General features: G+C 66.8%; 12 protein-coding genes and 1 tRNA gene. 8 read left to right on the top strand and 5 right to left on the bottom strand.

All coding sequences use genetic code 11. The features are described from left to right. Nucleotides 1-152: 152 nt before the first annotated feature. The 6 genes from E1261_RS11280 (at nt 153) to E1261_RS11305 (ending at nt 4,893) form a co-directional block, all read left to right on the top strand. Nucleotides 153-1,577 carry an AMP-binding protein gene (locus tag E1261_RS11280; RefSeq protein WP_132405591.1) on the top strand — a complete coding sequence of 475 codons (1,425 nt, stop codon included), beginning with the start codon at nt 153-155 and terminating at the stop codon, nt 1,575-1,577. Further along, complete coding sequence (locus E1261_RS11285; RefSeq protein ID WP_132405593.1) at nt 1,574-1,840, top strand: acyl carrier protein; 267 nt, start codon at nt 1,574-1,576, stop codon at nt 1,838-1,840. The genes E1261_RS11280 and E1261_RS11285 overlap by 4 nt, the downstream gene beginning before the upstream one ends. Nucleotides 1,841-1,857: 17 nt before the next feature. Further along, entirely contained in the window at nt 1,858-2,232 is a 375-nt protein-coding gene (locus tag E1261_RS11290) for an ectoine synthase (RefSeq protein WP_132405595.1), read from the top strand. A 72-nt stretch (nt 2,233-2,304) separates the two neighbouring features. Beyond that, nucleotides 2,305-3,423 carry an acyl-CoA dehydrogenase family protein gene (locus E1261_RS11295; RefSeq protein WP_132405597.1) on the top strand — a complete coding sequence of 373 codons (1,119 nt, stop codon included), beginning with the start codon at nt 2,305-2,307 and terminating at the stop codon, nt 3,421-3,423. Between the two features lie 9 nt (nt 3,424-3,432). Then, complete coding sequence (locus tag E1261_RS11300; RefSeq protein ID WP_132405599.1) at nt 3,433-4,095, top strand: transglutaminase domain-containing protein; 663 nt, start codon at nt 3,433-3,435, stop codon at nt 4,093-4,095. A gap of 9 nt (nt 4,096-4,104) precedes the next feature. Beyond that, a complete protein-coding gene (locus tag E1261_RS11305) occupies nt 4,105-4,893 on the top strand; it encodes a maleate cis-trans isomerase family protein (RefSeq protein ID WP_132405601.1) in 789 nt (262 codons plus the stop codon). A gap of 54 nt (nt 4,894-4,947) precedes the next feature. On the opposite strand, the gene E1261_RS11310 is transcribed toward E1261_RS11305, so the two are convergent. Next, nucleotides 4,948-6,048 (bottom strand): IS701 family transposase, encoded by a 1,101-nt coding sequence (locus tag E1261_RS11310; protein ID WP_132405603.1) that lies wholly within the window; start codon nt 6,046-6,048, stop codon nt 4,948-4,950. A gap of 237 nt (nt 6,049-6,285) precedes the next feature. Then, entirely contained in the window at nt 6,286-7,512 is a 1,227-nt protein-coding gene (locus E1261_RS11315; RefSeq protein WP_132405605.1) for an RNA polymerase sigma factor, read from the bottom strand. An 84-nt stretch (nt 7,513-7,596) separates the two neighbouring features. On the opposite strand from E1261_RS11315, the gene E1261_RS11320 reads away from it, so the two are divergent. Further along, entirely contained in the window at nt 7,597-8,031 is a 435-nt protein-coding gene (locus tag E1261_RS11320; protein ID WP_132405607.1) for a VOC family protein, read from the top strand. Between the two features lie 10 nt (nt 8,032-8,041). On the opposite strand, the gene E1261_RS11325 is transcribed toward E1261_RS11320, so the two are convergent. The 3 genes from E1261_RS11325 to bcp all read right to left on the bottom strand — a co-directional run bounded on the left by E1261_RS11325 (nt 8,042) and on the right by bcp (nt 10,600). After that, nucleotides 8,042-8,122 (bottom strand) — tRNA-Leu (locus E1261_RS11325). A 47-nt stretch (nt 8,123-8,169) separates the two neighbouring features. Continuing rightward, nucleotides 8,170-9,828, bottom strand: a complete 1,659-nt coding sequence (locus E1261_RS11330; RefSeq protein WP_132405609.1) for a substrate-binding domain-containing protein — start codon at nt 9,826-9,828, stop codon at nt 8,170-8,172. A 304-nt stretch (nt 9,829-10,132) separates the two neighbouring features. Then, the gene (bcp, locus tag E1261_RS11335) at nt 10,133-10,600 is read right to left on the bottom strand and encodes a thioredoxin-dependent thiol peroxidase (RefSeq protein ID WP_132405611.1); all 468 of its coding nucleotides are present in this window, start codon (nt 10,598-10,600) and stop codon (nt 10,133-10,135) included. A 124-nt stretch (nt 10,601-10,724) separates the two neighbouring features. Between bcp and E1261_RS11340 the strand changes: the two genes are divergently transcribed. Beyond that, nucleotides 10,725-12,311: a circularly permuted type 2 ATP-grasp protein gene (locus E1261_RS11340; RefSeq protein WP_202874625.1), complete on the top strand. Its 1,587-nt coding sequence runs from the start codon at nt 10,725-10,727 to the stop codon at nt 12,309-12,311. The last annotated feature ends 11 nt before the right edge of the window (nt 12,312-12,322 follow it).

Below are 12,322 nucleotides of genomic sequence, written 5' to 3' on the forward strand. Positions count from 1 at the left end.
ACCAATGATCCTGCTCACTACTACTTCGCCAAGTAGATGCTTGACCAAGCATGTACCTCGCGGGATACCTTCGGGATCGCCGCCACCGGATTCGAACACTCGACCGAGTGGTGTGCGCGTCCAGAGTTCTCCCTACTGCGAGGAATTCCGCCGTGCCATCGCCCTGCCTGGCCGAAGCCGTCGCCGTTCACGGCCACCTACGACCCCACGAAACCGCCCTGGTCTCCGCTGACCGCACCGTCTCGTACGGCGAACTGGGCGAGCTCACGCAGACCTTCCGGCAGAGCCTGCTGGAGCTGAACCTGCCGGCCGGAAGCACGATCTGCGTCCCGGCGCACAAGTCACCGGAGACCATCGCGCTGCTGCTCGCCGCGTTCCTCGAGGGCCTCGTCGTACTGGCTCCGTCACCCGATCTCGGCGCGGCCGCACTGGCCCGCCTGGCGCAGCAGGCCCGCGCCACCCATGTCCTCACCGCGATCGATGCCCTGACCGCGGACGCGGTGCAGGCTAACGAGCAGGAGTCGGCGGGGTTCGCAGCAGCGGATCCGGCCCGCACGTGCCTCCTGCTCACCACCTCAGGCTCCACCGGTACGCCGAAGATCGTGCCCATCGCGGCCGCCGGTTTCGACGCCTTCGCCGCCTGGGCCACGCAAGAGTTTTCCCTTACCGACAACGAGGTTGCGCTCTCCTACGCGCCCCTCAACTTCGACCTCGCGCTCCTCGACATCTGGACCTTCCTGCAACTGGGAGCCCAGGTCGTGCTGGTGGACCAGGGCCGAGCGACGGACGCGCCGTACATCGAAAGCCTGGTCACGGACGTCACCTTCATCCAGGGCGTCCCGATGCTCTACCGCCTCCTGACAGAAGCCGGTACGACGTTCGCTCCAGTCCGCGAGGTGATCTTCACCGGCGACAGCGTGCCGGATTCGCTGCTCAAACCGGTCCACGACGCCTTCCCGAACGCCAAGTTCCACAACATCTTCGGCTGCACGGAAACCAACGACTCGTTCATCCACGAGGTCGACCCGGCCACGGTGACCGGCAAGATGCCGATCGGCCGCCCCATCGCCGGCACCGACGCCTTGATCCGCGACGGCGAACTGTTGGTGGCAACGCCCTTCCAGACCGACGGCTACCTCAACACGGCCTTGAACACGGAGGCTTTCGAAACCATCGACGGCCGCACGTTCTACCGCACCGGCGACCTCGTCACCCGTGACGACGACGGTCTGTACAGCCTGCAGGGCCGTGCGGACTGGCAGGTGAAGGTCCGCGGTGTGCGCACCAACCTGCAGGAGGTCGAGCGGGTGATCTCCGCGCATCCCGACGTGATCGAGGCAGTCGTCGTACCGCTGCCCGACGAACAGGCCGGCGTACGGCTGCACGCCCATGTCAGCAGGCGCCTCAGTAGTGCGCTGACCGGCCTGCGCCTGCGCACCCATGCAGGTCAGCACCTGCCCCGCCATGCCATTCCCACGTCCGTGCACATCACGGACGACCCGATGCCCCGCACCTCCACGGGCAAGCCCGACCGAAACCTGATCAAGAGCAACCGCCTGAAGGAGATCCACCCGTGAACAGCCAGGACATTGCCGCCGAGATCCGTGCCTACGTGGTCGCGGAGTACCTGGCCGGCGAGGACACCTCCGACCTGACCGGTGACTACGCGCTGATCGACTCCGGCGTCATCGACAGCCTCGGGCTGATCCGGCTCATCTCGCACCTCACCGAGACCTACCAGGTCTCCTTCGACGACATCGAGTTCGGCCCGGACAACTTCCGCAGCCTGGACACGATCGTCGCCCTCATCGAAACCCACTCCGTCACACCCGTCCAGTAGAAAGAGAAAGCAAGAACATGATCGTGCGCAGCATCGACACCATCGCCCCTGTCGAGTGGGGCAACGGCCTCAGCTACCGCGTCCTCACCGAGGCCGACGGCATGGGCTTTGCCATCTGCGACACCCTCGTCCGGCGCGGTACCACCAGCGCGCTGCAGTACCGCGCGCACCTCGAAGCCTGCTTCTGCATCGGCGGCTCGGGTGAGGTCGTCGAAAAGGACGGCACCCGGCACAAGATCGTCGAAGGCACCATGTACGCCCTCAACGAGCACGACCCGCACTACCTGGTCGCTTCCGAGGACGAGGACCTGCACCTGATCTCCGTGTTCAACCCGCCGATCAACGGCGACGAGAAGCACATGCTGTCCGCGGACGGCTTCTCGCAGTACTGAGTCACCCGGCCTGCCGGCTGTTGCCAAAAGCAACGGTCGGCAGGCTCCCCGCAGCCGACCCGAGGACACCTCTTGAACGACGACCTTTTCCACCTCGCCACCCCGTGGGCAGATCAGCTCAACGCCGACCTGCAGGAGTCGGACGCCGCCGGTGCCTTTCCGCTGGACAAGTGGAAGGCCATCCAGGAGTCCGGGATCCTGCGGACCCCGTTCGACACCGAGCTCGGCGGCAGCGGTCGCAGCCTGACCGAGACCATGCGTGCCCTGGAAGGCCTCGGGTACACGTCGCGTGACGCCGGACTGTCCTTCTCCACGTCCACGCAGATCGTCTCCGTCGGCATCCCGATGCAGCGGTTCGCGACACCGGAGCTCAAGTCCCGGTACCTCCCGCGGATCATGGCCGGTGACCTGATCACCGCGCACGCGATCACCGAGGAGACCGGCGGCTCGGACGCGACGAACGTGTCCACCGTCGCCCATCGCGATGGTGACGACTACGTCATCAACGGCACCAAGATGTTCATCACCAACGCCCCGATCGCCGACCTCTTCCTGCTCTACGTCCGCACCGGCAAGCCGGGCCCGTTCGGCCTGACCACGCTGCTGGTCGAAGCCGGTACGCCGGGTCTGTCCGTCGGACCGACGATGGACAAGCTCGGTCTGCGCACCAGCCCGATCGGCACGCTCGCGTTCGAGGACCTGCGCGTCCCGGTGGCCAACCGGATCGGTGCCCAGGGCGCGGGATTCCTGGTCCTGGACTACGTGATGAAGCGTGAGGTCCTCTTCGGCTTCTCCCTCACCCTCGGCGAGATGACCCGCCGGCTGGAGGAGACCGTCGAGTTCGCCAAGACCCGCACGCAGTTCGGGCAGCCGATCGGCAAGTACCAGGCCGTCTCGCACAAGCTCGCGGACATGAAGATGCGCGTCGAGACCGCCCGCAAGTGGCTGACCGACACCGGCGCCAAGGTCGAGGCCGGGCAGGACGCCGCCTTCGATCTGGCTGCCACCAAGACCATCGTCTCCGAGGCCAACGTGCAAACGGCCCTTGACGCTGTCCAGATCCATGGCGGTCGCGGGGTGCTCACCGAGTTCGGGATGGAGCGCGAGCTGCGCAACTCCATCGCCGGGACGATCTACTCCGGCAGTTCCGAGATCCAGCGCAACCGCATCGCCACTCTGATGGGCCTTTGAGGAGTTTCCATGACTGCTGACCTGAACGAGCTGACCCGGCCGACCGAGTTCCTCGACTACGAGACCGACGAGGTCCAGGCCTTCGTCGACCACGCCGTCAAGGACCGCTCGGCCGCCCCGACGACCAACGCGACCGAGCTGTACTACGCCGTACGCGACGGGATCTTCTACGAGGTGTACGACGCCGACCTGTCGCCCGAAGGCTTGAAGGCTTCGAGCACTGTCCGGGCCAAGTCCGGCTTCTGCCTGCACAAGTCCGCGGTCTACGCGGCGGCCGTCCGCGCCGTCGGTATCCCGTCGCGTCTTGTGTACGGCGATGTGCGCAACCACCTGGCCTCCCCGCGGCTGATCGAGCACATCGGTGGTGATGTCTTCTTCCACGGCCTCACCCAGGTCCACCTGAACGGCAAGTGGGTCAAGGCCACGCCGGTGTTCAACAAGATGCTCTGCAAGCTGTACGGCATGGAGGCCCTCGAGTTCGACGGCACCAGCGACAGCCTCTACCACCCGTACGCCGACGGCGGTGGGTCGATGGAGTTCCTTAAGGACCACGGCAGCTTCGACGACGTCCCGTACGACTTCGTCATCGCCACCATGCGCGCCAAGCACCCGAACTTCCTCTCGGGTACGGGCACAGTCGCCGGCGGCAGCCTCGCCGCGGAAGCACAGTAGGGAGACCTGATGAGCAACGCGCCACTCGACGGCTGGGATGCCAGCACCCGGATCGGAGTCGTCGTACCGCATGCCGACGTCGGTCCCGAAGCTGAGCTCCAGGCCATGGCTCCTGCGTCCGTGTCCATTCACGGATCGCGGATCCACTTCGCCGCGATGCGGGCCGGCGGCGAGATGGACGAGAAGATCCCGCACGACCCCGTCCGCGCGTTCGTCGAACCGCCGTTCCTGGACCAGGCCGTCGAGCTCGTGGCCGCGAGTCCGCTGCACGCCCTCGCGCTCGGCTTCACCTCGTCGAGCTATGTGCTGAAGGCGAAGGGGGAAGAGGAGCTCTACGAACGGCTCGCTCCCGTCACCCGCGGTTTCCCGATCACGGGAACGACCAAAGCCGCTCGTACGGCGTTCCACGCGCTCGGCGCACGCAAGATCGCGATCGTGAATCCGCCGTGGTTCGACGACGTCCTTTCGGAACAGGGTGCGGACTACTTCCGCGAGTTCGGGTTCGACGTCGTACACCACGCGCCATGCGGTCTGCCGTCGAATCAGAAGGCGATCACGCCGACCAACCTGTCGGCCTGGATCCGCACCACGGTCGCCGCGCACCACCCTGACGCCGTACTCGTTGCTGGTAACGGTATTCGCGCCGTCGGCACCATCAAGCCCCTCGAGGAAGAGCTCGGCTTCAACGTGGTCACCGCGAACCAGGTGATCATGTGGCACGCCCTGCATCTTGCTGACGCCGCTGACGTCGCGGCCGGTATCACCGACTACGGGCACCTGTTCACGACCAAGCCGTGACAACAGCCAGGGCCGCGCTCTTCGGGTAGTGAAGAGCGCGGCCCTGCTGTGTTGTCAGGCGGCGCGACGCAATTGGCGCACTGCCAACTGCTGATAGGTGTACGCCGTGGAGACCAGCGTCATGTGGTGATGCCAGCCCGGGTAGGAGCGTCCCTCGAAGTCCCGCAGCCCGAAGTCGCGTTCCAGGCGGCCGATGGTGGTCGCTGTCGTTGTCTGCGCGTCCACCAGTGCGAGCAGTTCACCGAAGGGCCGGTTCGTCATGTTTGTCAGCCACAGCCCGCCGGACCGGCCGCGGTCGTCTGCGGGTCGCTCGAACAGACGATAGGTGCGCTGCAGACCCGGCCTGGTGTGGGTGCGCGGCAGATAGACGAGACCGGACGGGTGCGGGGCGTGGCTGGCACGTCCGTCGATGAACTGCGCAGCGCGCACCGGAGGGCCTTCGGCGCACTGCCGGGCGGCCAGATGGCTGCCGGGCTGGAGCAGCAGGTTGTCCGGTACGGCGACCACGAAGTCGTGACCGCGTTCGACGAGTCCGCGAATCATGGCGGATGTGTCCAGATAGCCGACCAGGTCAGCAACCACCGGCAGCGAATCCTCGGCCGCATGCGGGGCCAGTCCGTTGGTCAGCTTGACGGTGTTCTGGATCGCCGAGGCTGTCGTCGCGCTCTCCGGGATGCGGGCCTGCCGGCGCCGCGCGGTGTCCGACCATTCCTCGGGGAGCAGCAGGTTCCAGGCCACGGGCAGGTCCCCGGTGTTCGAAGACAGGAAGGCTCCGAGGCCGATCTGGCAGTTGACGGTCCGCCCGGTCTGCCGGATGAACCGGCGGTGCACACCACAGGACTGCCCACCGCGCTTCGGGAGCACGACGGGTGCGATGGTCCAGCACCGCGGCCGGGTGTGCCGCTCGACCCACTGGGTGAGCTCGGTCTGGATGGGCTCCCATTCCCAGGGGCTCGCATTGACGAACTGGTGCAGGGCCTGCGCGGCAGTGTCGGAATCGGTCACCGCGGCGGCCATCCGCCGTACCGACTTCTTGCCCGGTGTCGTGAGGAGGCCCTGCACGTACACCTCGGCCCAGCGCCGCTGGTCGGCCCTGGGTATTCGTCTGAACAACTGGTCGGTAAATCCGTCGAGGGTCGTCGATTGCGCAGCCATCACTGAAGTTCCTCCCCTGCGTCCACCGGGGCTGATGGACACGCTTAAGAGAATAAAGAACAACCGCTATGTTTTTTAGGTCTGAGCAGGCACCTCGCTGCAACTTCACCATGTTGCCAAGCGCTGTTCGGCAAAAGCTCGCCGGAGTTATCACCTGGGTAATTGCGTGATCACTGTGCGGCTATTCGGCCAAGCGTTTGGATGGATTGTTTCGACCTGAATTGAATAGTTTCCGGGCTAGCCCAGTTGATCGCGGCGGCGGGTCAGATAAGCGGCTTCGGCCGTATTGCCGGCCAGGCCGATCGCCTGGTCGTAGGCGGCCCGGGAGTCCTTGCTGCGACCCAGTCGCCGAAGCAGATCGGCCCGCGTCGCGTGGTAGGCGTGATAGCCCGACAGAGTCGGCTCCAGTTGGTCGATAGCACCCAGCGCTACCTCCGGCCCGTCCAGCTCGGCCATGGCGATCGCGCGGTTGAGTGCCACGATCGGTGAGGGGTCCACGCGGAACAGCTGGTTGTAGAGCGCGACGATTTGCGACCAGTCGGTGTCTCGGACATCGCGCGCCGAAGTGTGGACGGCGTTCACCGCGGCCAGGATCTGGTAGCGGCCGGGAGCGACGCCGGCGGCCAGGCGTTCGCGGACGAGTTGGTGCCCTTCGGCGATCAGGTCGGCATCCCAGGCGCCGCGGTTCTGCTCGCCGAGCGGCACCAATTCCCCGGTCGCCGAGACCCGCGCCGTACGGCGGGCTTCGGTCAGCAGCATCAATGCCAGCAACCCCGCCGCCTCGCCGTCGGCCGGTAACAGCCCGCGGATCAGGCGGGCCAGCCGGATCGCCTCGGCCGTGAGGTCCGCGCGGACCGGATCAGTATCGGGACCGGTCGCCAGGTAGCCCTCGTTGAAAACCAGGAACAGCACCGCGAGTACGCCGGTCACCCGCGTCGGCAGGTCCTCCGCGGCCGGCACCCGGTACGGGATCTTGGCCGCCTTGATCTTCGCCTTCGCCCGGGTGATCCGCTGACCCATCGTGGTCTCCTGCACCAGGAACGCCCGCGCGATCTCCGGCACGGTCAGCCCACCGACCATCCGCAACGTCAACGCCACCCGCGCCTCCGGTGCCAGCGCCGGATGGCAGCACGTGAAGATCAGCCGCAGCCGCTCGTCGTCGATCACCCCGAGAGGCTCGACAGGTTCGTCGTACGCCATCTGAGCCTCCTTCTGCCGATCGTCGCGCTTGCTCTCCCGCCGGAGCCGGTCGATGGCCTTCCGGTTCGCCGTCGTCGTCAGCCATGCACCTGGGTTAGGCGGTACGCCGTCATTCGGCCATCGCTCGACGGCCACCGCGAACGCCTCGGCCGCGGCCTCCTCGGCCACATCCAGATCCCCGAACCGCCGTACGAGCCCAGCGACCACCCGAGCCCACTCCTCGCGGTGGACTCTGGTGATCGCGTCGCTCACCGATGCGCTCATCCCCGCATCCCTACACCCCTGCAACGAAGCCCGCTGTCCACTTTCGACAAGCTAATGCACCGGCGGCGCGAATAAGCTGAGGGGATGGCAACGGTCAGGCAGTTTCAGGTGACATTCGACTGCGCGGATCCTGAGCGGGTTGCGCGGTTCTGGTGCGAGGTACTGGGCTACGAGGTGCCGCCCCCGCCGCCGGGGTTCGCGTCGTGGACCGAGTTCAACGACTCGCTCCCGGCGGAGAGCCAGGGGTCGGCGTTCGCATGCATCGATCCCACCGGCGTGGGACCACGGTTGTTCTTCCAGCGGGTCCCGGAGGGGAAGGTCGTCAAGAACCGTGTGCACCTGGACGTGCGCGCCGGGACCGGCCTCGTCGGCGACGAGCGGCTCGCCGCACTACAGGCCGAGTCCGACCGCCTGGTCGCGCTCGGCGCCGTACAAGGCCAGATCCTGTACGCCGACGGCATCAACGAGTCCTGCATCAACATGCAGGACGTCGAAGGCAACGAGTTCTGCCTCGACTAGTCGACAGCTGTGCCAGAGACGGGATTCGAACCCGCACACCCAAGGGCACCGGCACCTAAAGCCGGCGTGTCTGCCGTTCCACCACTCTGGCCGGGGAATGGCTCCCCTAGGACAGACATCCTAGGGGAGCGGGCGAGGTCAGCGACTCTGCAGGGCGTCGATGAAGACCTGACGGAGGTCGCTGGGGTTCTGGGCGACATAGTGGCGGCCGCCGGTGGCCTGGGCCAGTCGGCTGAGCTCGTCCGGGTTCGCGTCCGGGCCCATCCCGAGCGCGATGATGCGGACCGGGCGGTCGGGGTCGTTCAGGCTCTGCAGGCTGCGGATCGTCGCTTCGAGGTCGGCGCTGCCCGGGTCGTCGTTCTTGCCGTCGGTGAACAGCAGGATCGAGTTGACCGCGTTCGGGTCGTAGTCGCTCCGCACCGCGCGGACGGCGGCGATCGCGGTCTCGTAGAGGCCGGTGCCGCCGTTCGGGATCGGCTTCTGGACCTTCAGGACGTTGGTGATCGTCTTGCGCTGTTTCGGCGACAAGGGGGCGATCGGCACCAGCTTCTTGTAGTCGGCGCCGTCCGTGCCGTTGTTCGACGAGAACGTCCACAGGCCGAGCGATGCGGTGTCCGGGAACAGCGTGAGGCCGCCGATGGCCGCCTCGAGAGTGAGCTGCATCCGGGTCTTGTTGCCGACCTTCTCCGCCATCGAGCCGGAGACGTCGATCACCGCGAGCGAGTGGGTGGACAGCGAGAGCCGGCTCCAGCCACCGAGCGTGCGCTCGATCGCCTCGGCGTTCGGCTTCGGGAGCTGGTCGACCTCACCGACGCCACGGCCGCCGCTGAGCTGGCCGAGCAACTGGTCGCGGAAGCCGGCCTGGTCGCGGGCCTGGCCGGCGACGTCGCCGAGCATCTCCGCGCCGAGCGCCTTGCCGGCTTCAGTGGCCTTGGCGGTGTCGCCTTTGGCCGTGACCACGATCGGGTAGTCCAGCGAGAGCGTGCCGGTGGCGGGCATGACTGCCTTGAGTCCGCCCTCGGGGTGCTCTTCCTGGAACTTCACGAACGCCTGCTCCGAGGCGGGCACGACGACCGTGCTGCCCTCCGGTGCCGCGCGGCCGAAGAGTGCGTTCACATCGGTGTACGGCTTGGGCATCGAGCCGAGCCGCTGCGCGAGCGGTACGACGACGCTGTTCACCGTGGTGTCCGGCGTCGAGGTCTGCTGCCGCTCGGCCTGGATCGCCAGCAGTGCGAGCGCACCCGGCGAAGTCCCCAAGGGGTCGAGCAGGGCCGGCTGGGCACCGGCCATGGCCCGGAGCCAGGACGAGGTATCGGCGAAGTTCGAGCTGCGGCCGACCAGGACCATCGGCGAGCTGGCCACCGACGGTACGGCGACGGACGGAACGGTCTCGCCGTCGTCGGCCTGGGAAACCCAGAGTGAGGAGTCGGGGATCCACAGGTCGGGGCGGTCGGCGCCCCCGGTCGCGAGGCTCCGGGCGACCTTCGCCGCAGAGGCCCCGGTGATGGTGAACTGCAGGCACGGAACGCCGTCCTTGCCGCCCTTGGCGGCCAGCGACTTGGCCGCGGTCTCGATGGCCGGCTGCAACTCGGGCGCGGTGGTCAGCTTGACCTGGGCCGGATCGTCGCACGCTTTGCCGCCGAGGATCCCGTCCGCCCCGGCCTCCGAGCCGAAGGACCGGACCACAAAGACGCCGCCGATCGACAGCACCAGTAGTCCGACCGCGGTGATGTACACCGGCCGGCGGTTGTTGTTGCTCTTGTTACTTCGCGTTACCGCAGAGGAATGCTTTCCCATCGCGGTTGGTCCCTCCCTCCCAGAGGCTCACTGCGCGCGCAGAGTACCCGGTTTGGGCTGGTCAGGGCGAAGTTCGCAATGAACCGAAACGGCTTCTCCGGAAGACTGCAACGGCCTCCGGAGTACTGCTCGTTCACAGGAAAGCGGGAAATCTCACGGTGGGTAACACCCTAGCTGCGGTCCGCTGAACTACTGGTGTGATCCAAATCACAGCGGCATGCTCGGGACTTGGACCGCTCACATGAAACGGTCGGAGGTTTTCCTCCGCGGAAGACCTCCGGCCGGTGAATCAGCAACCCGCGCCCTACAGCCCCAGATCGCGCCGCAGCTTGGCCACGTGCCCGGTCGCCTTCACGTTGTACTGCGCCACCGCGACCTTGCCGTCCGGGTCGATCACGAACGTCGACCGGATCACCCCGGTCACCTTCTTCCCGTACATGGTCTTCTCACCGAAGGCGCCGTACGCGGTCAGCGTCTCCTTCTCCGGGTCGCTCAGCAGCGGGAACGTCACGCCGTCGCGCTCCCGGAATTTGGCCAGCTTCGCGGGCTTGTCGGGGGAGATCCCCAGTACGGCGTACCCGGCGGCCTGCAGGGAGTCCAGCGAGTCGCGGAAGTCGCAGGCCTGCTTGGTGCAGCCCGGGGTCATCGCGGCCGGGTAGAAGTAGACGATCACGTTCTGGCCGCGCAGGTCCTTCAGCGCGACGTCGTTGCCGTCGGCATCCTGGAGGGTGAAATCAGGTGCGGCATCGCCGACGGACAAACGCTCGGACATCAGGCCCTCCACGGATCGAGTGAGATGCCCGCAATGTTACGTGCGTGAAAACTCTGGCCACGCCTCAGGGGGCACGCCTCTCGTTCCAGGTGCGGACATGGCTTTCGTGAGTGAGGATGCGGAGATGAGCCGCGTACCTCCCCGCCCCGCGGAACCACAGTTGTTTGCCGGATACCTCGATCCGCGGCGGCCGCATGCCGATGCGTACGACGAGATGTTCGATCCGGTCGATGGCGTCCGGACGGCGTACAAGCGGCTGCACGATTCCCTCAGTCCGCTGCAGCCGGCGGACCTGACGACGCGGTCCGAGGCACTGGACCGGGCTCTGGTCGATCAGGGCATCACCTTCAGCCTGTCTGGCCAGGAGCGGCCGTTTCCGCTTGACCTGGTGCCGCGGGTCATCACGGCCTCGGAGTGGGCCCGGCTGGAGCGTGGGATCGTGCAGCGGGTTCGCGGGCTGGAGGCGTTCCTGGCTGACATCTACGGCGACCAGCAGATCGTGAAGGACGGCGTACTGCCGCGCCGGCTGATCACCTCGTGCGAGCACTTCCACCGGCAGGCCGCCGGCATCGTCCCGCCGAACGGCGTCCGGATCCACGTGGCCGGGATCGACGTGGTCCGCGACGAGCAGGGCGACTTCCGGGTACTGGAGGACAACCTGCGCAGCCCGTCCGGGGTGTCCTACGTGATGGAGAACCGCCGGACCATGGCGCGAGTCTTCCCGGACCTGTTCGCCAAGCACCGGGTGCGTCCGGTCGGCGACTATGCGGTCCACCTGCTCAGATCACTCCGCGCTGCGGCCCCACCAGGAGCCACTGATCCGAACGTCGTCGTACTGACACCAGGTGTCTTCAACTCGGCGTACTTCGAGCACTCGCTGCTGGCCCGGCAGATGGGCGTCGAGCTGGTCGAGGGCCGCGACCTGTTTGCCCGGAACAACGTGATCTACCTGCGGACCACCGAGGGCGAGCAGCGGGTCGATGTGATCTACCGGCGGATCGACGACGAGTTCCTCGACCCGGTGCACTTCGAACCGGACTCCGTGCTCGGGGTCGCGGGCCTGGTGAACGCGGCGCGCGCAGGCAACCTGGTGATCGCCAACGCGATCGGCAACGGTGTCGGTGACGACAAGCTCGTCTACACGTATCTGCCGGAGATCCTCAAGTACTACCTGGGTGAAGCGCCGCTGCTGCCCAATGTGGACACCTACCGCTGCTGGCTGCCCGCGGAACACGACGAGGTGCTGGACCGGCTCGACGAGCTGGTCACCAAGCCCGTGGAGGGTTCTGGCGGCTATGGCATCGTCTTCGGACCAGACGCCTCGCCCAAGGAGCTGCAAGCCCAGCGGCGCCGGATCAAGGCGAATCCACGGGGGTGGATCGCGCAGCCCGTCGTACAGCTGTCGACTGTGCCGACCAAGGTCGGTGGACGGCTCAAACCGCGTCACGTCGACCTGCGGCCGTTTGCGGTGAATGACGGCGACTCCGTCTTCGTACTGCCGGGCGGACTGACCAGAGTGGCGATTCCCGAGGGCAGTCTGATCGTCAACTCGTCGCAGGGTGGTGGCTCCAAGGACACCTGGGTCCTGGCGCCACGTGCTTCGGCGGCGGTCTCCGAGCTCAGCGGTCCGGGGCTCGGCGTGACCTCAGAAGAGGCGTCCACTCCGGAGCGCGGTCCGGAACTCAATATCGCCCAGCAGCAGCAACAGTGATGGGGAGGTGC

The organism is Kribbella albertanoniae (genome assembly GCF_004348455.1).
Lineage (GTDB): Bacteria > Actinomycetota > Actinomycetes > Propionibacteriales > Kribbellaceae > Kribbella > Kribbella albertanoniae.

What these genes read in the sequence shown, in the direction of transcription:
- E1261_RS11290 (WP_132405595.1), top strand. Translation starts at nt 1,858, where the DNA reads ATGATCGTGCGCAGCATCGACACCATCGCCCCTGTCGAGTGGGGCAAC.
- E1261_RS11300 (WP_132405599.1), top strand. Translation starts at nt 3,433, where the DNA reads ATGACTGCTGACCTGAACGAGCTGACCCGGCCGACCGAGTTCCTCGAC.
- E1261_RS11305 (WP_132405601.1), top strand. Translation starts at nt 4,105, where the DNA reads ATGAGCAACGCGCCACTCGACGGCTGGGATGCCAGCACCCGGATCGGA.
- E1261_RS11310 (WP_132405603.1), bottom strand. Translation starts at nt 6,048, where the DNA reads ATGGCTGCGCAATCGACGACCCTCGACGGATTTACCGACCAGTTGTTC.
- E1261_RS11315 (WP_132405605.1), bottom strand. Translation starts at nt 7,512, where the DNA reads ATGAGCGCATCGGTGAGCGACGCGATCACCAGAGTCCACCGCGAGGAG.
- E1261_RS11320 (WP_132405607.1), top strand. Translation starts at nt 7,597, where the DNA reads ATGGCAACGGTCAGGCAGTTTCAGGTGACATTCGACTGCGCGGATCCT.
- E1261_RS11330 (WP_132405609.1), bottom strand. Translation starts at nt 9,828, where the DNA reads ATGGGAAAGCATTCCTCTGCGGTAACGCGAAGTAACAAGAGCAACAAC.
- bcp (WP_132405611.1), bottom strand. Translation starts at nt 10,600, where the DNA reads ATGTCCGAGCGTTTGTCCGTCGGCGATGCCGCACCTGATTTCACCCTC.
- E1261_RS11340 (WP_202874625.1), top strand. Translation starts at nt 10,725, where the DNA reads ATGAGCCGCGTACCTCCCCGCCCCGCGGAACCACAGTTGTTTGCCGGA.